This window comes from Ruegeria sp. CDSC051, from assembly GCF_059610665.1.
In genome coordinates this window covers 12,830-30,654 of sequence record NZ_JBXWOC010000011.1, presented here as the reverse complement: position 1 = coordinate 30,654, position 17,825 = coordinate 12,830, and the positions used below count along the sequence as shown (strand labels likewise).

General features: G+C 56.0%; 23 protein-coding genes and 1 tRNA gene. 14 read left to right on the top strand and 10 right to left on the bottom strand.

Translation table 11 applies throughout. The features are described 5' to 3' along the window. The first annotated feature begins 16 nt into the window (after positions 1 to 16). From AC2FH0_RS19180 to AC2FH0_RS19155, 6 genes are all read left to right on the top strand, one after another. Positions 17 to 649 carry an ATP-dependent Clp protease proteolytic subunit gene (locus tag AC2FH0_RS19180; protein ID WP_142638117.1) on the top strand — a complete coding sequence of 211 codons (633 nt, stop codon included), beginning with the start codon at positions 17 to 19 and terminating at the stop codon, positions 647 to 649. Positions 650 to 781: 132 nt separating this feature from the next. Continuing rightward, positions 782 to 2,047 carry an ATP-dependent Clp protease ATP-binding subunit ClpX gene (clpX, locus tag AC2FH0_RS19175; protein WP_142638118.1) on the top strand — a complete coding sequence of 422 codons (1,266 nt, stop codon included), beginning with the start codon at positions 782 to 784 and terminating at the stop codon, positions 2,045 to 2,047. Positions 2,048 to 2,113: 66 nt separating this feature from the next. Further along, positions 2,114 to 2,488 carry a Rid family hydrolase gene (locus tag AC2FH0_RS19170; RefSeq protein WP_496692847.1) on the top strand — a complete coding sequence of 125 codons (375 nt, stop codon included), beginning with the start codon at positions 2,114 to 2,116 and terminating at the stop codon, positions 2,486 to 2,488. 79 nt (positions 2,489 to 2,567) lie between these two features. Beyond that, positions 2,568 to 2,951, top strand: a complete 384-nt coding sequence (locus tag AC2FH0_RS19165; protein ID WP_496692846.1) for an NADH:ubiquinone oxidoreductase subunit NDUFA12 — start codon at positions 2,568 to 2,570, stop codon at positions 2,949 to 2,951. 13 nt (positions 2,952 to 2,964) lie between these two features. Continuing rightward, positions 2,965 to 3,417 (top strand): outer membrane lipid asymmetry maintenance protein MlaD, encoded by a 453-nt coding sequence (gene mlaD, locus AC2FH0_RS19160; RefSeq protein WP_142638125.1) that lies wholly within the window; start codon positions 2,965 to 2,967, stop codon positions 3,415 to 3,417. Beyond that, on the top strand, positions 3,414 to 3,782 hold the full coding sequence (locus AC2FH0_RS19155; protein WP_142638127.1) for a DUF2155 domain-containing protein: 369 nt from the start codon (positions 3,414 to 3,416) through the stop codon (positions 3,780 to 3,782). The genes mlaD and AC2FH0_RS19155 overlap by 4 nt, the downstream gene beginning before the upstream one ends. On the opposite strand, the gene aat is transcribed toward AC2FH0_RS19155, so the two are convergent. From aat to AC2FH0_RS19135, 4 genes are all read right to left on the bottom strand, one after another. Beyond that, positions 3,737 to 4,369, bottom strand: coding sequence for a leucyl/phenylalanyl-tRNA--protein transferase (aat, locus tag AC2FH0_RS19150; RefSeq protein WP_282022112.1), 633 nt, complete (start codon positions 4,367 to 4,369; stop codon positions 3,737 to 3,739). The two genes, AC2FH0_RS19155 and aat, sit on opposite strands and share 46 nt — an antisense overlap. Positions 4,370 to 4,417: 48 nt before the next feature. After that, positions 4,418 to 5,767 carry an acetyl-CoA carboxylase biotin carboxylase subunit gene (gene accC, locus AC2FH0_RS19145; RefSeq protein WP_271950374.1) on the bottom strand — a complete coding sequence of 450 codons (1,350 nt, stop codon included), beginning with the start codon at positions 5,765 to 5,767 and terminating at the stop codon, positions 4,418 to 4,420. Positions 5,768 to 5,776: 9 nt separating this feature from the next. Next, positions 5,777 to 6,268, bottom strand: coding sequence for an acetyl-CoA carboxylase biotin carboxyl carrier protein (accB, locus tag AC2FH0_RS19140; RefSeq protein WP_281995796.1), 492 nt, complete (start codon positions 6,266 to 6,268; stop codon positions 5,777 to 5,779). A gap of 152 nt (positions 6,269 to 6,420) precedes the next feature. Beyond that, positions 6,421 to 6,957 carry a helix-turn-helix transcriptional regulator gene (locus AC2FH0_RS19135; RefSeq protein WP_496790110.1) on the bottom strand — a complete coding sequence of 179 codons (537 nt, stop codon included), beginning with the start codon at positions 6,955 to 6,957 and terminating at the stop codon, positions 6,421 to 6,423. A gap of 222 nt (positions 6,958 to 7,179) precedes the next feature. Between AC2FH0_RS19135 and AC2FH0_RS19130 the strand changes: the two genes are divergently transcribed. The 5 genes from AC2FH0_RS19130 (at position 7,180) to AC2FH0_RS19110 (ending at position 13,083) form a co-directional block, all read left to right on the top strand. Next, on the top strand, positions 7,180 to 8,478 hold the full coding sequence (locus tag AC2FH0_RS19130) for a helix-turn-helix domain-containing protein (protein WP_281973282.1): 1,299 nt from the start codon (positions 7,180 to 7,182) through the stop codon (positions 8,476 to 8,478). 78 nt (positions 8,479 to 8,556) lie between these two features. Then, positions 8,557 to 8,937, top strand: a complete 381-nt coding sequence (locus AC2FH0_RS19125; protein ID WP_142638139.1) for a response regulator transcription factor — start codon at positions 8,557 to 8,559, stop codon at positions 8,935 to 8,937. Then, on the top strand, positions 8,934 to 9,236 hold the full coding sequence (locus AC2FH0_RS19120) for a hypothetical protein (protein ID WP_281973229.1): 303 nt from the start codon (positions 8,934 to 8,936) through the stop codon (positions 9,234 to 9,236). Before AC2FH0_RS19125 ends, AC2FH0_RS19120 begins: the two co-directional genes overlap by 4 nt. Further along, positions 9,236 to 11,914 carry an ATP-binding protein gene (locus AC2FH0_RS19115; RefSeq protein WP_496790108.1) on the top strand — a complete coding sequence of 893 codons (2,679 nt, stop codon included), beginning with the start codon at positions 9,236 to 9,238 and terminating at the stop codon, positions 11,912 to 11,914. The genes AC2FH0_RS19120 and AC2FH0_RS19115 overlap by 1 nt, the downstream gene beginning before the upstream one ends. Positions 11,915 to 11,964: 50 nt before the next feature. Next, entirely contained in the window at positions 11,965 to 13,083 is a 1,119-nt protein-coding gene (locus AC2FH0_RS19110) for a FliM/FliN family flagellar motor C-terminal domain-containing protein (RefSeq protein ID WP_496731100.1), read from the top strand. A 7-nt stretch (positions 13,084 to 13,090) separates the two neighbouring features. Here AC2FH0_RS19110 and AC2FH0_RS19105 read toward each other — a convergent pair whose 3' ends face one another. Genes AC2FH0_RS19105 through AC2FH0_RS19090 form a run of 4 tightly spaced genes read right to left on the bottom strand, consistent with a single transcriptional unit; the run spans position 13,091 to position 15,284 of the window. After that, positions 13,091 to 13,522 carry a protein tyrosine phosphatase family protein gene (locus AC2FH0_RS19105; protein WP_142638147.1) on the bottom strand — a complete coding sequence of 144 codons (432 nt, stop codon included), beginning with the start codon at positions 13,520 to 13,522 and terminating at the stop codon, positions 13,091 to 13,093. 9 nt (positions 13,523 to 13,531) lie between these two features. Continuing rightward, on the bottom strand, positions 13,532 to 13,963 hold the full coding sequence (locus tag AC2FH0_RS19100; protein WP_496698102.1) for a DUF6691 family protein: 432 nt from the start codon (positions 13,961 to 13,963) through the stop codon (positions 13,532 to 13,534). Next, on the bottom strand, positions 13,963 to 14,385 hold the full coding sequence (locus AC2FH0_RS19095; protein WP_142638151.1) for a YeeE/YedE family protein: 423 nt from the start codon (positions 14,383 to 14,385) through the stop codon (positions 13,963 to 13,965). The genes AC2FH0_RS19100 and AC2FH0_RS19095 overlap by 1 nt, the downstream gene beginning before the upstream one ends. 35 nt (positions 14,386 to 14,420) lie before the next feature. Next, positions 14,421 to 15,284, bottom strand: coding sequence for an MBL fold metallo-hydrolase (locus AC2FH0_RS19090; protein ID WP_281973224.1), 864 nt, complete (start codon positions 15,282 to 15,284; stop codon positions 14,421 to 14,423). A 246-nt stretch (positions 15,285 to 15,530) separates the two neighbouring features. On the opposite strand from AC2FH0_RS19090, the gene AC2FH0_RS19085 reads away from it, so the two are divergent. After that, positions 15,531 to 15,746 (top strand): hypothetical protein, encoded by a 216-nt coding sequence (locus tag AC2FH0_RS19085; RefSeq protein ID WP_142638155.1) that lies wholly within the window; start codon positions 15,531 to 15,533, stop codon positions 15,744 to 15,746. A gap of 9 nt (positions 15,747 to 15,755) precedes the next feature. Here the strand turns inward: AC2FH0_RS19085 and AC2FH0_RS19080 are convergent, their stop codons facing one another. Further along, the gene (locus AC2FH0_RS19080) at positions 15,756 to 15,974 is read right to left on the bottom strand and encodes a carboxymuconolactone decarboxylase family protein (RefSeq protein ID WP_142638212.1); all 219 of its coding nucleotides are present in this window, start codon (positions 15,972 to 15,974) and stop codon (positions 15,756 to 15,758) included. 162 nt (positions 15,975 to 16,136) lie between these two features. On the opposite strand from AC2FH0_RS19080, the gene AC2FH0_RS19075 reads away from it, so the two are divergent. Further along, positions 16,137 to 16,403: a DUF2312 domain-containing protein gene (locus tag AC2FH0_RS19075; RefSeq protein WP_142638157.1), complete on the top strand. Its 267-nt coding sequence runs from the start codon at positions 16,137 to 16,139 to the stop codon at positions 16,401 to 16,403. Positions 16,404 to 16,425: 22 nt separating this feature from the next. Here the strand turns inward: AC2FH0_RS19075 and AC2FH0_RS19070 are convergent, their stop codons facing one another. Next, on the bottom strand, positions 16,426 to 16,983 hold the full coding sequence (locus AC2FH0_RS19070) for a hypothetical protein (RefSeq protein ID WP_271950360.1): 558 nt from the start codon (positions 16,981 to 16,983) through the stop codon (positions 16,426 to 16,428). 499 nt (positions 16,984 to 17,482) lie between these two features. On the opposite strand from AC2FH0_RS19070, the gene AC2FH0_RS19065 reads away from it, so the two are divergent. Then, positions 17,483 to 17,558: transfer RNA gene (locus tag AC2FH0_RS19065), tRNA-Thr, on the top strand. Positions 17,559 to 17,825: the final 267 nt, after the last annotated feature.

The following is a 17,825-nucleotide window of genomic DNA, read 5'->3' as shown; positions in this document are numbered from 1 at the left end:
AGCAGGCAGGTTTCTTATGTTCGATCCCGTTGACACATACATGAACACGCTTGTCCCAATGGTCGTTGAGCAGACCAGCAGGGGTGAGCGCGCATACGATATCTTCTCGCGCCTTCTGAAAGAGCGGATCATCTTTATCAACGGCCCGATCCACGACGGGATGAGCCATCTTGTGGTTGCTCAGCTGCTGCACCTTGAGGCGGAAAACCCGAACAAGGAAATCTCGATCTACATCAACTCGCCGGGTGGCGTGGTCACCAGCGGTTTGTCGATTTACGACACAATGCAGTATATCAAACCGAAATGTTCCACATTGGTGATCGGTCAAGCGGCCTCGATGGGGTCGGTTCTGCTGGCCGGTGGTGAGAAGGGCATGCGCTTTTCCCTGCCGAACAGCCGCATCATGGTGCACCAGCCCAGTGGCGGATATCAGGGACAGGCAAGCGATATCATGATCCACGCAGCTGAGACGCAAAAGCTGAAGGATCGCCTGTATGATATCTATGTACGCCATACTGGACAGACCAAAAAGGCCGTTGAAAAGGCGCTGGACCGTGACAACTTCATGAGCCCGGAAGAGGCTAAGGAATGGGGTCACATCGACGAGATCGTTGAAAACCGCGCCAAGATGAGCGGCGAAGAGGGCTAAGCCCAGACCCCTCGTGTCGCCGATACGGGGGGTATTTTGAGATTGTAGCCGCCACAGTGCTGGCCTAAGCTGCACGAACAGGCGCAAGCGCGGCCCCGCAAGGGGCATAGGATGGAGCCCGAAAGGTAGATCATGGCGACGAATTCAGGCGGTGACGGCAAAAACACGCTCTACTGCAGCTTCTGTGGCAAAAGCCAGCATGAGGTGCGTAAGCTGATTGCAGGTCCGACCGTGTTCATCTGTGATGAATGCGTCGAGCTGTGTATGGACATCATCCGCGAAGAGACGAAAGCCAACGGGCTGAAATCTTCTGACGGAGTGCCGACGCCGAAAGACATCTGCGAAGTTCTGGACGATTATGTGATCGGTCAGGCTACGGCCAAGCGGGTTCTGTCAGTGGCGGTTCACAACCACTATAAACGATTGAATCACGCTCAGAAGGCCGGCAGCGATATCGAGCTGGCCAAATCCAACATCCTGTTGATCGGCCCGACAGGCTGCGGCAAGACGTTGTTGGCGCAAACTCTGGCGCGCATTCTGGATGTGCCCTTTACCATGGCCGATGCGACCACGCTGACCGAAGCCGGTTATGTGGGAGAGGATGTGGAAAATATCATCCTCAAGCTGTTGCAGGCTAGCGAATACAATGTCGAACGCGCGCAGCGCGGCATCGTTTACATCGATGAGGTCGACAAGATCACGCGCAAATCCGAGAATCCCTCGATTACGCGCGACGTGTCGGGCGAGGGCGTGCAGCAGGCGCTGCTGAAGCTGATGGAAGGCACCGTCGCCAGTGTTCCGCCGCAGGGTGGACGCAAGCATCCGCAGCAGGAATTCCTGCAAGTGGACACGACGAATATCCTGTTCATCTGCGGTGGTGCCTTTGCGGGTCTGGATAGAATTATCGCACAGCGCGGCAAAGGCTCGGCCATGGGCTTTGGTGCCGATGTGCGGGACAATGATGACCGCGGCGTGGGTGAGATTTTCAAAGAGCTGGAGCCTGAAGACCTGCTGAAATTCGGTCTGATCCCGGAATTTGTCGGACGTCTGCCAGTTCTGGCCACGCTTGAGGATCTCGACGAGGATGCGCTGGTCACCATTCTGACAAAACCCAAGAACGCGCTGGTCAAACAGTATCAGCGTCTGTTCGAACTGGAAGATGCCGAGCTGGGCTTTACCGACGATGCGCTCAAGGCAATCGCCAAACGCGCCATTGAACGCAAGACCGGTGCTCGCGGGCTGCGCTCGATCCTTGAAGACATCCTTCTGGACACGATGTTCGAATTGCCTGGCATGAAGAACGTGACCGAAGTTGTCGTCAATGAAGAGGCTGTATCCTCGGACAAGCAGCCGCTGATCATCTATGCGGATGCGGCGGAATCAGCTTCGGCCGGGTAATCACTGAATTTGAATTGCAACAGATGGCGCGGTGATCCCGCGCCATTTTGTGTTTGGGAGGGCAGGATGACGATAAGGCGAATTTCCTCGGGCGGCCAATATGAGGCCAAAGTCGGCTATTGCCGGGCAGTGGTTGCAAACGGTTTTGTCTTTGTTGCCGGGACCTGCGCACAAGGCGAAATCATTCCCAAAGATATCGTCGGACAGTGCAAATCCGCGCTGCAGGCGATTGAAAAGGCCTTGGATGAGGCTGGATCAAATTTGGCGCATGTGGTTCGGGTAAACTACTACCTTCCGGACATGTCAGAATTTGAACTGTGCTGGCCCTTGCTGGTTGAGGCATTTGGTGAAAACCCGCCGGCGGCGACAGTGACCGAATGCAACCTGATCACGTCAGAGGACCGCATCGAGATTGAAGTGACCGCAGTTTTGCCGGATTGATGCGCAACGTTACCCTAGCACTGGACCTTGGCGGACCTTTGGTCCATATCTGCAGAGACAAAAATGCCGGAGGCAGCCGATGGGAATCCTGAACAGTCTTTTGCGCGCCGTGACCTGGTGGAACGGGGCCACCCTGAACACCCAGATTTACACTTCGCGCAAAGGCGTGAAAGTCGGTGAAGATAATGAAGGCAATATGTTTTATCGTACCGCGGATGACAGCAGGCGTTGGGTGATCTTCAACGGCGAGGCCGAGGCCAGCAGGGTTGATCCCGATTGGCACGGTTGGTTGCACCGCACCTGGGACGAACCTCCAACCGACAAACCTCTGGCACATAAATCCTGGGAAAAACCGCATCAGGAAAACTTGACAGGAACCGCGCTTGCTTATGCACCGGCGGGGTCTTTGCGCCGCCCGGATCCGGTCGAGCGTTCGGATTATGAGGCCTGGAACCCGGAATAAGACGAGGCGAGCAATGTCATCTTACAAAGTTTCAGAAGTTTTGGTCGGAGGCGCCGTCCTGGCCGGGGCAATAGCGTTTGGCGTCTATGCGAGCCAGTCGACAGGCCTGTCCCAGGGCGGTTCTGGTTATGAGCTTAACGCCTCTTTCCGCTCGCTCGAAGGCGTCGGCGTCGGAACGGACGTGCGGCTTGCCGGGGTCAAAATCGGCACCGTGACAGGGGTGACCCTGAACCCGGAAACCTACCGGGCGGACACGACTTTTGCGATTTCTGATGGAATTCTGGTCCCCGATGACAGTGCTATCGTGATCTCATCCGAAGGGTTGCTGGGTGGTAACTTTGTAGAAGTCATGCCAGGCGGATCGCTCTTTAACTTTGAGCCGGGCGATCAGGTCGAGGATACACAGGGCGCAGTCAGCCTGATTTCGCTTTTGGTTAAGTTCGTCGCCGGAGATGGCGGCGAATGAAGCGATATGCTCTGATCGCGGCAATACTGGCAGCCTCTGGGGTAGCGGCACAGCAAAAGGTTCAATCCGGACCGGGTGCAATGCTCAGAGGGCTGGATAAGGTCAATGGCCAGACCGTTGATGTCGAACTGCAAAACGGCCAATCCAAGACAGTCTTTGGGCTGGATGTCGCACTGGGTGATTGCCGCTATCCTGCAGATAACCCAACAGGGGACGCGTTTGCCTACCTGACCATTTGGGAACAAGGCGGAACGGATCAGCTGTTTGATGGGTGGATGATTGCCACCTCGCCAGCCCTGAATGCGCTTGATCATTCGCGCTATGACGTCTGGGTGATCCGCTGTATCACGCCATCCGGCGATTGATCGAGATCAGCAGAGAAATCTGCCGCAACAGTCACTGCCTCTTCCAGCGCGTTCCGATACTGTGCCCGTGGCACCTCAATCGCGCCGAGCGAGGCGAGATGCGCGGTTAAAAACTGTGTATCGAACAGTTTGAACCCGCAGGACCGCAACCGGTCGACCAAATAAGCCAGTGCAATTTTTGAGGCATCCTTGCGTCGGGAAAACATGCTTTCGCCAAAGAAGGCAGCGCCAAGAGTAACGCCATAAACGCCCCCAACCAAATTCGGGCCGTCCCAGATTTCCAGCGAATGGGCGTGACCGGATTGGTTCAGCTTTTGGTAAAGGGTGCGAAGTTCCTGATTGATCCAGGTATCCGTGCGATCAGCGCAGCCATCAACAACGCCGGCAAAATCCCTGTTGATTGACACCGTGTACCCACAGTTCCGAATCCTGCGGGCCAAGCTGCGTGAGATGTGAAATCCGTCCAGAGGGAAGATGCCGCGAAACTTAGGATCAACCCAGAACAGGTCCGGATCATCGCGATGTTCAGCCATCGGGAAGATACCGATGGAATATCCATGGAGCAGTAATTCCGGGGAAAGGCTCATGCCAGGCGCCTCAGGGTCGGAAAGCGGCAACCTTCCGACCCAGCAGAGTTAGTCGGCCATATTCTCCGCAAGCCAGTGCTCCAGCCAGTGGATGTTATAATCACCGCTTTGGACGTCACTTTCTTGCAGAAGCGCGTGGAACAAGGGAACCGTCGTGTCGATTCCGTCCACGATCAACTCTCCCAATGCGCGTTCGAGACGGGCCAGTGCTTCGGGCCGGTCGCGGCCCTGCACGATCAGTTTGGCGATCAGTGAGTCGTAGTAGGGCGGGATCGTGTACCCGTCATACAACGCTGAATCCATCCGCACACCCAGACCGCCCGGCGCATGGTAGGCCGAGATTTTTCCGGGGCAGGGCGAGAAGTTTGGCAATTTCTCGGCGTTGATCCGAACCTCGATGGCGTGACCATTGATTTTCAGATCATCCTGACCGAATGACATTGGCTGACCAGCCGCAACGCGGATTTGTTCGCGCACCAGATCTACGCCAAAGATGCCCTCAGTGACCGGGTGCTCGACCTGTAGGCGGGTGTTCATCTCGATGAAATAGAAGTCGCCATTTTCGTACAGAAATTCGATCGTACCTGCACCGATATAGTTGATCTTGGCAACCGCATCGGCACAGACCTTACCGATCCTTGCGCGTTCTTCGGGGGTGATGCAGGGGCCGGGTGCCTCTTCGAATACCTTTTGGTGGCGGCGCTGCAGGGAACAGTCGCGCTCGCCCAGATGAACCGCTTGGCCCTTGCCATCGCCAAAGACCTGAATCTCGATGTGGCGCGGCGTGGTCAGGTATTTCTCAATATAGACCTCGTCATTACCAAAGGCGGCTTTGCCTTCGGCGCGCGCAGTCATAAAGGCGCTTTCCATCTCATCCGCACTCATCGCGACTTTCATGCCGCGTCCGCCGCCACCGGCGGTGGCCTTGATGATGACAGGATAGCCGAATTCTTCACCGATCCGCTTGGCTGCGGCCAGATCCGGCACGCCACCATCTGAACCAGGCACACAGGGAACGCCCAAGGCCTTCATCGTGTCCTTGGCGGTGATCTTGTCCCCCATCACGCGGATATGCTCAGCGGTGGGGCCAATGAAGGTGATGTCGTGATCTTCGACAATCTGCACAAACTCGGCATTTTCAGACAAAAAGCCGTAGCCCGGGTGGATCGCCTGAGCGCCAGTGATCTCGCAGGCTGAGATGATCGCAGGCACCGACAGATAGCTTTGAGGGCTGGGCGGGGGGCCGATACAGACCGATTCGTCCGCCATGCGTACATGCATCGCGTCACTGTCTGCGGTTGAATGGACGGCGACTGTCTTAATCCCCATCTCGCGGGCGGCGCGGATGACGCGCAGGGCGATCTCGCCTCGGTTGGCAATCAGGATCTTGTCGAACATGGGGCCGCCTTACTCAACAATGACCAGAGGAGTGCCGAATTCCACAGCATCGCCATCACCCACCAAAATACGCTTGATAGTGCCGGATTTAGGCGCGTGGATGTGGTTCATGGTTTTCATCGCTTCGACGATCAGCAGCGTGTCGCCTTCGGAAACACTGGCACCGACGGAGATGAAGGACGGCGCACCCGGCTCGGGCTGCATGTACACGGTGCCGACCATGGGCGAAGTCACAGCGCCCGGATGGCTGGCTGGATCGTCACTTGCTGCGGGTGCTTCAGCTGCTGCAGGTGCGGCTGCCGGGGCTGCGGCTGGCGCGGCCGCCGGGACCGCAACCTGGACCGGAGCGGCGACGGGTGACATGCGGCTAACGCGTACGTTCAAGCTGTCATCTTCGCCATAATCACGCTTTACCTGCAACTCGGTCAGGTCGTTTTCCCGCAGCAGTTCGGCCAGTGCCTTGATAAACGCCACATCCGCTTCGTGTTTGGTATCTGTCATGAGTGTCCTCGACGGTTCCCCTTTGGCCCGTCTGTTTCGCGCGGGCTTTGGTCTGATTACGCAGCGTTATAAGCTAAGCGTACGGCCATGAAAAGCACAGTCTCGGCCTGTCAGATGTGGGTTTTGCTGAAGATTACCAGTGGTAAACAGCGTTACAGCGGCATTCCGGAGAGTTTCGCAACCAGTTCAGGCAGTTTACGTGCCCCGAATTTTTCAAGCAGCCGCGCACGGTAGGCTTCGATTGTACGATAGCTCAGGTTCAGTTCCGCACCGATTTCCTTGGCCGACAAGCCCTTGCAGGACAGAATGGCTACCTCGCGCTCACGGATGGTTAGCTCGACCAGAGGGCGTTCCTCGGAAATATCCGAAAAACTCCAGATGCCATGGCGGAATGGATCTTCAGGCGTTAGCGAACGTCCGCGCGCGCGGCACCAGAATAAGTCGCTATCGCGGCGACGCATGACCCTCTCATCCGTGTAATATCCGGTGTCGCGCATGATTTGCAGGCTCCGTGCGCCGATACGTTCCCAATCTGCGACAGAAGGGTAGAGATGTAGCAGGGGCATGTTGCGGTAATCGGCCTCTTCACCGCCGAAAGTGCGTGCGAACTGCAGATTGCACCGGCGGATCACGCGGTTCTCCAATTCGACCAATCCGATCGGCGCATATTCAAAGGCTGGGTCGCTCATATGTCCATGGTGCAGGTGTTTTTCCGAAAATAGAAGGGGAAGGCCTGTGATTTTCGAAATATGCAAATGGGTTACACCGTGGTCCGGGTGTTTGGAACTGCGGGATGCGTTTGTGAAGAAAGTAAACTGCCCAAGAAAATTTATTGCTAAAGACTTATATTTAAATAATAGTTTTGAAAATGCTCCTGAAGTTGACCAAAGGAGCCAGCGGAAAAAGAGGAAATTTTGCGGGACACGTTAACAGGCAGCCGTATTCGCGAAAGGCGGCAGATCGCCGGATTGCGTCAGGCCCAGCTTGCACGGCAGGTTGGAATCTCGGCATCTTATCTGAACCTGATCGAGCATAACCGCCGCAGGATCGGAGGAAAGCTGCTGGTGGATATCGCTGCGGCCCTAACCGTTGAGCCTTCGGTGCTAACCCAGGGGATCGAGGCGACGCTGATTTCTGCGCTGCGCGAGGCTGCGGCAGATGCTGTTGGTCAGAAAGCCGAAGTGGACGGGCTTGAGGAATTCGCAAGTAGGTTTCCAGGGTGGGCGGGCGTTTTGGCGCAAATGCACAGCCGAGTGGTGTCGTTAGAGCGAACGATCGAAACCCTGTCGGATCGTTTGACCCACGATCCGCATTTGGCAGCATCCATGCACGAGGTCCTTTCGACAGCCGCTGCGATTCGTTCCACCGCTGCCATTCTTGCTGAAACGCAAGAGATTGAACCCGAGTGGCAAGACCGGTTCCACCGGAACCTGCACCAGGATGCCGAACGCCTGGCCGATAGCTCCAAATCGCTGGTGGCCTATCTGGATGATTCCGAGGGGGCCGAGGATCGTCGCGGGGTGCCTCTAGAAGATGTCGAAGCATTTTTTGACAGGCATGATCACCATTTCCCGGAAATCGAATCCGGAGGCGGAAGCGCAGATGTTAATCTGAACGAGATTGATTCCTCTGCCGCGCGAAAAGTGGCGCGGGATATTCTGGACGTCTACGAATCCGACGCTCGGCTTTTGCCTCTGGATGCGCTCAAAGGGGCTTTGGATCGGGGAGTTACAGATCCTTTGCTTCTGGCAACAGAGTATTCAGTCGACATCGCCACCGTCCTGAGGCGGCTGGCCGCCTTGCCCAAAGGGTATTTGTCGCGCCCGACCGGGCTGGTGATATGTGATGCCTCAGGTAGCATTTTGTTCAGCAAATCGGTGCCCGGTTTTGCCATGCCCAGGTTCGGCGAGGCGTGTCCTCTGTGGCCGCTGTTTCAGGCGCTGAACCGGCCGCTGGTTCCGATCCGAAAACGGATCGTTCAGTTGGGGCGAACGGCCGCGGAATTCGATTGTTATGCCTATGCCTGGCCGCAATCCATTTCCGGCTATGAAGATGCGCCGGTTTATCGTTCGGTCATGCTGGTTCGATCCGTCGAAGAAAGCCCTCAGGGCAGTCAGGCGGTTGCCCATGTTGGCCCAAGTTGCCGGGTCTGCCCCAATAAGGACTGTGAATCGCGCCGAGAGCCCTCGATTTTGAGCGAAGGTTTTTGACAGTTTCGTGACACTGCGCATAAGCTGTTTCGGACAGGTTGACAGTGGTGCAGCCCGTCTCGGGGAGGAATGAAATATATGAGCCGAAAGGTTCTGTTGATCGAGGATGAGCCGAACATTGCTGAAGCCATTCGGTTTTTGCTGACCCGCGAGGGATGGCAGGTTGAAACACATGCTGAAGGGACGGATGCGCTGCTGGTGATACAGGGCGCGAAGCCGGATCTTGTGATTCTGGATGTGATGCTGCCGGGCAAAAGCGGGATGGAGATTTTGCGCGACTTGCGCGAACTCGAAGAGCTGCGAAATCTTCCGGTTCTGATGCTAACGGCTCGTGGCCAATCGAAAGATCGTGAGATGGCCGAGAATGCAGGGGTCAGCCGGTTCATGACAAAGCCGTTTTCCAATGCAGAAGTTCTGACCGCCGTCCGCGATTTGCATGCGCAGGCCTCGCGGTCATGAGCATGCAGGACGACCGCCAACCATCTGGTGCGCGGCCGTCGCTGTTTCTTGAGCGTCAAAGTTACCGCCGACGCAGGCTAACCGACGCCGCCCGTTTATTGCCCATATTGGGGGCCGCGCTGATTGCGATTCCGTTGCTGTGGCCGCGTGGGGGCGATGCAGCGGACGGAGTGCCGCTGTCTTCTGCGATTCTCTATATCTTCACATGCTGGGCGGTTTTGATCGTTGCCAGCGTCCTCTTTGGGTTCGCCGCAAGACGCATATCAACCGGCGATGATTCCGAGCCAGGTCAAGACTGATGGCAACGCTGAACGTGCTGATCCTGGTTTGTTTGGGCTATGTGGTGCTGTTGTTCAGCGTCGCATTCGCCGCCGACAGAATGGCCGCGGCGGGCAGGGGGGCGTGGCTGCGATCTCCGTTGATCTACACGCTGTCGCTGTCGATCTATTGTACCGCCTGGACCTTTTATGGCGCGGTAGGGAACGCCGCCCGGTCGGGGCTGGAGTTCGTAACGATCTATCTGGGCCCCACGCTGGTCATGATCTGTTGGTGGTGGGGATTGCGCAAGCTGGTTCGGGTTGGCCGCAGCCAGAGGGTGACCTCAATCGCTGACCTGATTTCGTCTCGCTATGGCAAGTCGAACACGCTGGCGATTTGCGTCACAATTCTGGCCGTGTTGGGCGGGACACCCTATATTGCGCTGCAACTTCAATCCATTACGCTGTCATTCTCAATCTTTGCCGAGGCTGACCCAAGCGGTCTTTACCGCGAAGGGTCCAGTGTGTTCTGGGTTGCGGCGGGGCTGGCGGTGTTCGCCATTCTGTTCGGTACCCGCAATCTGGATGCCAACGAACGCCATCATGGCGTTGTCACGGCCATCGCATTGGAATCTGTCGTTAAACTTTTTGCGCTGCTGGCCGTGGGCATTTTCGTTGTCTGGGGTATAGCCGGAGGAGTCGGTCCGATGATGGACCGCATCGATGCCTCTGAGATCGGGCAGTGGAATGTGAATGCCGGACGCTGGACCACGTTTATATTTCTATCGGCTGCGGCCTTTGTGTGTCTGCCGAGGATGTTTCAGGTGATGGTGGTCGAGAACGCCGATGAAGGGCATCTGAGGACAGCCGCATGGGCCTTCCCCCTGTATCTGCTGTTGATGAGCCTCTTTGTCGTGCCAATCGCGGTCGTAGGATTGGACCTTTTGCCCGAAGGATCGAATCCCGATCTGTTCGTGCTGACGGTGCCCCTGTCGCAGGGCAATGAATGGCTGGCGATGCTGTCCTTTATTGGCGGCTTTTCATCCGCCACATCGATGGTGATTGTCACGGCAATGGCCCTATCGACCATGGTGTCAAATCACGTCGTGATGCCGATCTGGTTTAGCCGGCAGGAGGGCGCTGGCGCCGTATCCGGTGATGTCCGCAATGTGGTTTTGCTGTCGCGGCGGATTTCAATCGCCGTGATCATGGTGCTTGGGTTCTCGTATTACCGCATTTCCGGCGGCGGGGCCGCGCTGGCTTCGATTGGTCTGGTGGCCTTTGCCGGGATTTCCCAGATTTTGCCTTCGCTGGTTGGCGGGCTGTTCTGGCGCGGGGCGACGCGAACAGGCGCTTTGGTCGGGCTGACGGTCGGGTTCTTGTTGTGGATCTACACGCTGTTGTTGCCCGGCATGGGCAGCGCGATTATGTCGGATAGTGTCCTGCAGAACGGACCGTTCGGATGGGGCTGGCTGCGCCCGCAGGCCTTGTTCGGGATCGACGGAATGGACCCGATGGTGCACGCTGTGTTGTGGTCGCTGTCGCTGAACACGCTGGCATTTTGCGCGGCCTCTTTGCTGAGCTTCCCAAGCCCGCTTGAACGGCTGCAGGGCGCGCAATTCGTCAACGTATTCGACCATTCGGTCGCGCTGCGCGGTTGGACCGGATCGGTGGCACAAAGCGAAGACCTGATGATCATGACCCAGCGCATTTTGGGCGCAGGTCCGGCGCAAGAGTTCTTTCAGGCACAGGCCGAACAGCAGGGTGGGCGGTCCAGCCTGCCCGAACCTACGCCAGGGTTTTTGGAGCGGTTGGAACGTGAACTCAGCGGCTCGGTCGGGGCGGCGACAGCGCATGCGATGATCGGGCAGATTGTTGGTGGTTCCTCCGTTTCGGTCGAGGATTTGCTCGCTGTGGCTGACGAATCCGCGCAGATGTTGGAATACTCCAGCCAACTGGAAGCGAAATCCGCTGAACTCAGCCGTACGGCGCGTCAGTTGCGTGAGGCGAACACCAAGCTGACGCAAATTTCCGAACAGAAGGACGGGTTCCTCAGCCAAGTCAGCCACGAATTGCGAACCCCCATGACCTCGATCCGAGCATTTTCCGAGATCATGCGGGATACCGAAGGTCTGACCAGCGAAGAAAGAACGCGTTACGCTGCCATCATCCATGACGAGGCGCTTCGGTTGACACGGCTGCTGGATGACTTGCTGGACCTGAGCGTTCTGGAAAGTGGGCGAGTCAATTTGAACAAGAGCGGTGACACCCTGCGGTCGGTTTTGGATCGTGCTGTGTCCAGTGCCTTGGCTGGAACCAGCCAGAAACTAACCGTCCGGCGGTCGAAAACCTCCGAACGCGTTCTCCTGCATACGGATTTGGACCGTCTGGGGCAGGTGTTTATCAACCTGATTTCGAACGCTCAGAAATATTGTGATGCCAAAGAACCGGTTCTGACCATTTCCGCGCATGATGTCGGGGGGCAGGTCGTCATTGATTTTGCTGATAACGGCACTGGCATTCCTCCAGATGCCCGGCAGATGGTTTTTGAGAAATTTGCCCGCGTCGGAGGCGACAAGGCAGGTGGTGCGGGGCTGGGATTAGCGATCTGCCGTGAGATTATGCAAAGACTGGGGGGCGATATCAGCTACTTGCCCGGCCATGGTGGGGCTGCGTTCCGGGTCAGGCTGCCACAGGCCTACCGACAGGCTGCGCAGTGACGGCTGTATAAACAGGTTGGTAACTATCGCCGGGTTAGACCTGAAAGAGAATGCAGGAACAATCAGCGGTTTTAGGCATGACGCAATCTGTCAGCGCGGCTCTGGCGCGCAAGCTTTCGATCAGTCAGGAGGAAAAGGGTGACAAGCCTCGCTCGATCCTCCGTGCGCTGCGTCTGGCTTTTGCGCGCGCGGCAGAAGATCGTTTGCAGATGCCGTTGTCGGTTATTGGCGCCAAACAATCCTGTCGGCCACCAGGTGGGCTGACACAGTCTTTGGATGAGGATTGGATATTGCTGCTCTTTTCAGGCTCTGACAGCAGCTTGTCTGCGATCTGCATGGATATAGGGTTAGTGTCGGCTGTCGTGCAGGCTCAGACAATAGGCGAGGTGATGCCCGGAGCGCCTTCTGCGCGGGGGTTCACCGATACGGACGCGGCCATGGTGTCCCCTTGGATCGAAGAGGGGCTGTCTCGCGCGGCATCACTTGTCGAAACGGCGAGTGACCGCATGTGCCTGATCGGTTTTGAATATGCTTCGCGCCTTGCAGATCTGCGAACTTTGACCCTGGCGATGGTGGAAGAGGAATACCGAGTTTTTGAACTGACAGTCGAACTTGGCGGTGGGCTGAGACAAGGTCAGCTTTCAGTACTGTTGCCCATCCGACCGGCTGAAACGGCCGAGACGGAGGTGATTCATGATGAGCCAGAGGGCAGGCTTGATCAGGCATCGGGCGTGTTGAGGGCAGATTTGAATACGGTGGTCTGCCGGATGCCCTTGTCTCTGGCGACGCTTACAGAACTGGCGGTGGGGGATGTGTTGCCATTGATCGGGGCGCGGCTGGATCGTACCGAGATTGTGGCGATCGACCGCAGCCGGGCCGCGATCGGACGACTCGGCCAATGCGGAGGGCTGCGTGCGGTGCGCCTGAACGAAACCTACCAAACTCAGACATTTTCCCAGCCCGAAGCAAATGAGTTCCTTGAGGCGAGTTCAGCCAGTATACACGAAGAGGGGCCAACCGAACACGGGCAGGAAATAATGCCATTTTCCCCCGGCGCGCTGGGCCAAGAGGGGACAGAATTGAACCTCGAGAATTCGGAACACATGGTTGCCGAGATATCTCAACTGGCTGGTTTATCCGGGGATGAAAGCGCGCTGAAAGGCAGTTAGCAGACGCTCAAGTCACTGATCTGCGTATTTCTTCCAAGGTTGGACGCAGGTTGTCCAACGCATAGCCTGCCTTGGTCGTCGCCTGAAGGATGTCTTCGGTGCTCATGCTTTCGCACTGCCCCAATGCCCAGATCACAGAACAACGCGTGCCCGATGCACAATATGCGAGTACCGGACCGGCACAGGATTCTGCCAGGTCACGTTGCAAGGAGACGTTTTCGGGCGTCATGGTCTGATGCGTCAGCTCTAGCACTTCGTATTCCAACCCGGCAGCACGCACGGCCTGTCCGATAGCATCTGACTGGAGATCCTCGGGAACTTCGCTGTTCGGCCGGTTGCAGATCACTTTGACAAAGCCTGCCTCGACAATAGTGGGAACATCCTCGACCGAAATTTGCGGCGAGACGGCATAGCGGGGGGTTATCGGTCGAATCTCCATGGCTACTGCTTAGGTCGCGTTTACGGTTCTGTCCAGTTTTGCACCTACGGCAGGAGCGGCATACATCCCTGCGAGCATGGAAACCAGAAACACAACGCCTCCGGTTCCGCCATACGTAAGAGACGCGATGGCTGGACCGGGACACAGTCCCGCTAATCCCCATCCCATGCCAAACATGACCGATCCGATGATAAGGCGGCGATCCAGTTCATGCTGAACCATCGTCGGGAATTTCCCACCCGACAGCGGTTTGCGATCTGGAACCAGCCTCCATGCGATCATCATGGGCACAATGGCTCCCCCCATCACAAATGCGAGTGTCGGATCCCAGTTGCCGAAAATATCCAGCCACCCCTGAACCTTGGTTGTGTCAGTCATGCCGGAAATCAACAGGCCTGCTCCGAACAAAGAGCCCGAAAGAAGCGATATCAGATTGCGCATCAGATCAACCCCCAAACATGGCGAAACAAGGCCAGCGTCACTGCCCCGGCAGCAATGTAAAGGATCGTTGCCACGATCCCGCGCACCGAAAACCGGGAAATGCCGCACACCCCATGTCCAGAGGTGCACCCGTTGGCAATTCGTGTCCCGATACCGACAAGCAGCCCAGCCCCGATCACAACCGTCAAATTCGAGGTCAGGTTTGTCTGCGGCCCCGGCGACAAAAACAGGCTTAGCATCAACGGCGTCCCAATCATCCCAGCGAGGAAATACAGCCGCTCGGCCGAGCGGTCAGAGCGATCGACAAGCCCTCCCAGGATACCGCTCGCCCCCATTACACGACCGTTTCCAAGCAGGTAAACTGCTGCGCCAAGACCAATCAACAGGCCGCCTACCAGTCCCCATATCCATTCTGAATACACTGATTTGTTCCCCCAAGAAGTTCGGCTCTAGCCGTCTAAAGTTTGTTCACTGGCAGTTTCAGGAACACGTCGCCATTCTCATCCTCAGGCGGCATCTGACCCGCCCGCATATTGACTTGTAAAGAGGGCAGGATCAGCCGCGGCATGGCCAAAGTGGCATCGCGGGCGTCGCGCATTTCAACGAATTCCTCGATAGATCGACCTTGCCCGATATGCACGTTCAAGGCTTTTTGCTCTTCAACAGTTGTTTCCCACGCAAACTCGTCCCGCCCAGGAGCTTTGTAGTCATGCCCGACAAAGATGCGTGTCGCATCCGGCAGTGAAAGGATCCTCTGGATCGAGTTGTACAAATCTCCGGACGATCCGCCGGGAAAGTCGCATCGCGCGGTGCCAAAATCCGGCATGAACAGCGTGTCTCCGACAAATGCCGCGTCGCCGATGACATAGGTCATGCAGGCGGGCGTATGCCCGGGGGTGTGCAAGACGTCCCCTCTCATTTGGCCGACATGAAATCCGTCGCCGTCGCGGAACAAGGCGTCGAACTGGCTACCATCGCGCTGAAACTCGGTACCCTCGTTGAAAATTTTCCCGAAAGTTTCCTGGATGGCGACGATTTGATCACCGATGCCAATCTTGCCTCCGAGTTTCTGCTGCAAATAGGGGGCTGCTGAAAGGTGGTCGGCATGGACATGGCTTTCCAGAATCCATTCGGTTCGCAACGAATTGGATTGGACATATCCGATGATCTCATCCGCAGATCGCGTATTGGTCCGGCCGGATGCGTGATCGAAATCCAGAACACTATCTATGATCGCGCAGGCATCGCCTTCAGGATCCTGAACCAGATAAGACACCGTGAATGTCTCGGCGTCAAAAAATGCTTTCACTTTGGGCGTCATGGTTTCCTCCGCCGGTTAGGTCTTAGTCATATATTAATAACGGAATGTGAAGCAATCAACATTTGGTGATTTGATGCCGGTCAAGGCAGAAGCGGCAAAGTTGGGCTAAAATTCTGGCATCCTGCGAAAGCGCGCCGATGTTAGGGGGCGGTCGGGCGAATTTTCGCGCGATAGAATAACCGAGTGATGTAAGTCTTAAAACCGTTACTAAACTATAGGTAACTGATGACATTTGGGAGGATGGATATGCCGAGAATAGATTTGTATTCCGAAGCCGAACAACTTGAGAAAAAACTGAAGGGCGCCAGTGTTGATACCCGCCTTGCCCTTCAGCCCAGTGTCACAAAGGTCATCGAGAAGATGCGTCTGCAGGGTGTTGAGGTTCCTGCGCGCCTGCGCCGTCTGGATGCGGCCCTGTGCGAGGACGTTATGGAAGCGCGTTTCGACAATCTGCCGGTTTGATGGCCGCAGTCAACCGAACGAGATTCCAAGTATAACCAGCATCAGACCTATCACCGACAAAAAGAGCGCGCCCATGTTCCAGGGCAGCACCCGTTGAACAACGGCGCGCAATTCATCGTCAGACAGGCCGGATTTGCGGGCTTTCATGACATGCAGAATGCACCAAACCAGCCCAGCCAGGCCGATAAGTGACAGGGCGGCACCGCCCCAGGTGATGAATTCGAACATCGTTTTCCATCTTTCAACGTCTGACCTGAGCGCTTAACTGATCGCGCTGGCCCGCACAAGCGAGACTGGTTTTTTGCATGCTTGCGGCTTGGCTCGCACCGATGTATCCCGCTTGTTGCCCACCTTTTCAGCATGACAAACCAGCCTCTGGGAGAGACTTAGATGGAAGAGAATACCGAAGATCAGGCCGCCGCGAATTACCGTGTAACCGCGGGTGAGCTGCGCCAGTTCATCGAACGGATCGAGCGTCTGGATGCGGAAAAGAAAGATTTGGCGGAGCAACAAAAAGAAGTGATGGCCGAGGCAAAAGCGCGGGGCTACGACACCAAGGTCATGCGGAAAGTGATCGCATTGCGCAAACGTGACAAAGACGACATCGCCGAGGAAGAGGCGGTGTTGGAAATGTACAAGGAAGCGTTGGGAATGTAACGGCTGCTTTCCCGCTATAGACTCAAGGTTTTAGAACCTGCACTCCGGGCATGGACTCAAGTCGGTCCATGTCCTGCGCATATAATTCTGCAAACGCGTCGACGATTTCCATGCTCCAATCTGGCAGATCAAGCTCTTCTGTTGTGAGCTCGGTTTTGGCGTGTTCCTCCAAAACCGTGGCAAGGTCGTCACGCAAATGTTCGTCCTGTTCCAGGCTTTGATCAATCAATGCCAGACCTTTGGATTTGCCTGAATCGTCTAGAAGTGACAGCAGTAAATCAAACTCGTCAACCAGCGTGTTGTCCGGGGGGAGGGCCGCGATTGCACGGATTATATCTCCCCAGATCAGAGGTGCGTCCTCATTGCTCCAGAGTGTGATTTTGACATTGGGCGCAAGATCTCTGATGTCCTCGACCATGCTGATCCAGCTGAGGCAGCTGATATCGGTACTTCGCATTTTGTCGAGGCGACTCTGTTCAGGTAGCGACATCAAAGCTTTGGGAATAAATCTGCCAGGGCTTAAAAAACCCATACAAAGCTCAATTTCGTGGTCAGGAAAGGACTTTTCAAGCAACTCCATTCGGCGTCCCGCATTTGGGTATAGCTGCCCGTCGTCCAGTGCATTTCCAACATCGCCTGCAAAGCTGGCGCATGAGTAAATCAAACGATCGACCTTCGGAGCCGATCGCAACCCAGCCCGAAGCATTTCCTTTGCGGCACCGATTTCATCCTGGTTTTCAATGGCAGCAAAGGCGGGTTCGAAAATTTGCCGATAACGGCGCGGGCCAAATACGGATGCACCATTTTGATGCAACGCGCCGGTGTTGCGTTGAAGGGACCGCAATACGAGACCTTCATCGGTGAACGCAGCACCTGCGTGGATTGCAACCTGCATATTCGGTTTTTACCCTCGCGTTCGTGCACATTATCTGTTGGGTTACAGGCTGTACTCCGCACAGTCAAACCAGGCGGAGTAAAATCTCTGGGCCAGACCCAGTGCCATGAATACAGAAAATCGTTAAGCGGCGGCAAAATTCTGTCTTGAAGTCCGTAACAAGAGGCATTAATCGACACCAAGTGCCCCTATAGCTCAGCTGGTAGAGCAACTGATTTGTAATCAGTAGGTCCGCGGTTCGAGTCCGTGTGGGGGCACCACTAAATCTATAAAAATTGTTTATTTACTGAATGCTGGACCTTTCGCCCAGATACTGGACCACCCTGCGAACCACCTTTGTAGAGATGCTGCGCATGGATTCGGCATTGTCGGCGCTCCACAACTTATTTTCAGAAATATGCGATTTTGAAGATCTCTCCCACGGTGCAAAACATGAAGCTTTGAAACAGCTTTAACTAATTAGGCCAACCACATAAATTCGCAGGAGAGTACAGGGGAATCAAACGTCAGCTCAACAACTCAGAGTT

What these genes read in the sequence shown, in the direction of transcription:
- AC2FH0_RS19180 (WP_142638117.1), top strand. Translation starts at nt 17, where the DNA reads ATGTTCGATCCCGTTGACACATACATGAACACGCTTGTCCCAATGGTC.
- clpX (WP_142638118.1), top strand. Translation starts at nt 782, where the DNA reads ATGGCGACGAATTCAGGCGGTGACGGCAAAAACACGCTCTACTGCAGC.
- AC2FH0_RS19170 (WP_496692847.1), top strand. Translation starts at nt 2,114, where the DNA reads ATGACGATAAGGCGAATTTCCTCGGGCGGCCAATATGAGGCCAAAGTC.
- AC2FH0_RS19165 (WP_496692846.1), top strand. Translation starts at nt 2,568, where the DNA reads ATGGGAATCCTGAACAGTCTTTTGCGCGCCGTGACCTGGTGGAACGGG.
- mlaD (WP_142638125.1), top strand. Translation starts at nt 2,965, where the DNA reads ATGTCATCTTACAAAGTTTCAGAAGTTTTGGTCGGAGGCGCCGTCCTG.
- AC2FH0_RS19155 (WP_142638127.1), top strand. Translation starts at nt 3,414, where the DNA reads ATGAAGCGATATGCTCTGATCGCGGCAATACTGGCAGCCTCTGGGGTA.
- aat (WP_282022112.1), bottom strand. Translation starts at nt 4,369, where the DNA reads ATGAGCCTTTCCCCGGAATTACTGCTCCATGGATATTCCATCGGTATC.
- accC (WP_271950374.1), bottom strand. Translation starts at nt 5,767, where the DNA reads ATGTTCGACAAGATCCTGATTGCCAACCGAGGCGAGATCGCCCTGCGC.
- accB (WP_281995796.1), bottom strand. Translation starts at nt 6,268, where the DNA reads ATGACAGATACCAAACACGAAGCGGATGTGGCGTTTATCAAGGCACTG.
- AC2FH0_RS19135 (WP_496790110.1), bottom strand. Translation starts at nt 6,957, where the DNA reads ATGAGCGACCCAGCCTTTGAATATGCGCCGATCGGATTGGTCGAATTG.
- AC2FH0_RS19125 (WP_142638139.1), top strand. Translation starts at nt 8,557, where the DNA reads ATGAGCCGAAAGGTTCTGTTGATCGAGGATGAGCCGAACATTGCTGAA.
- AC2FH0_RS19120 (WP_281973229.1), top strand. Translation starts at nt 8,934, where the DNA reads ATGAGCATGCAGGACGACCGCCAACCATCTGGTGCGCGGCCGTCGCTG.
- AC2FH0_RS19115 (WP_496790108.1), top strand. Translation starts at nt 9,236, where the DNA reads ATGGCAACGCTGAACGTGCTGATCCTGGTTTGTTTGGGCTATGTGGTG.
- AC2FH0_RS19110 (WP_496731100.1), top strand. Translation starts at nt 11,965, where the DNA reads ATGCAGGAACAATCAGCGGTTTTAGGCATGACGCAATCTGTCAGCGCG.
- AC2FH0_RS19105 (WP_142638147.1), bottom strand. Translation starts at nt 13,522, where the DNA reads ATGGAGATTCGACCGATAACCCCCCGCTATGCCGTCTCGCCGCAAATT.
- AC2FH0_RS19100 (WP_496698102.1), bottom strand. Translation starts at nt 13,963, where the DNA reads ATGCGCAATCTGATATCGCTTCTTTCGGGCTCTTTGTTCGGAGCAGGC.
- AC2FH0_RS19090 (WP_281973224.1), bottom strand. Translation starts at nt 15,284, where the DNA reads ATGACGCCCAAAGTGAAAGCATTTTTTGACGCCGAGACATTCACGGTG.
- AC2FH0_RS19085 (WP_142638155.1), top strand. Translation starts at nt 15,531, where the DNA reads ATGCCGAGAATAGATTTGTATTCCGAAGCCGAACAACTTGAGAAAAAA.
- AC2FH0_RS19080 (WP_142638212.1), bottom strand. Translation starts at nt 15,974, where the DNA reads ATGTTCGAATTCATCACCTGGGGCGGTGCCGCCCTGTCACTTATCGGC.
- AC2FH0_RS19075 (WP_142638157.1), top strand. Translation starts at nt 16,137, where the DNA reads ATGGAAGAGAATACCGAAGATCAGGCCGCCGCGAATTACCGTGTAACC.
- AC2FH0_RS19070 (WP_271950360.1), bottom strand. Translation starts at nt 16,983, where the DNA reads ATGGAGTTGCTTGAAAAGTCCTTTCCTGACCACGAAATTGAGCTTTGT.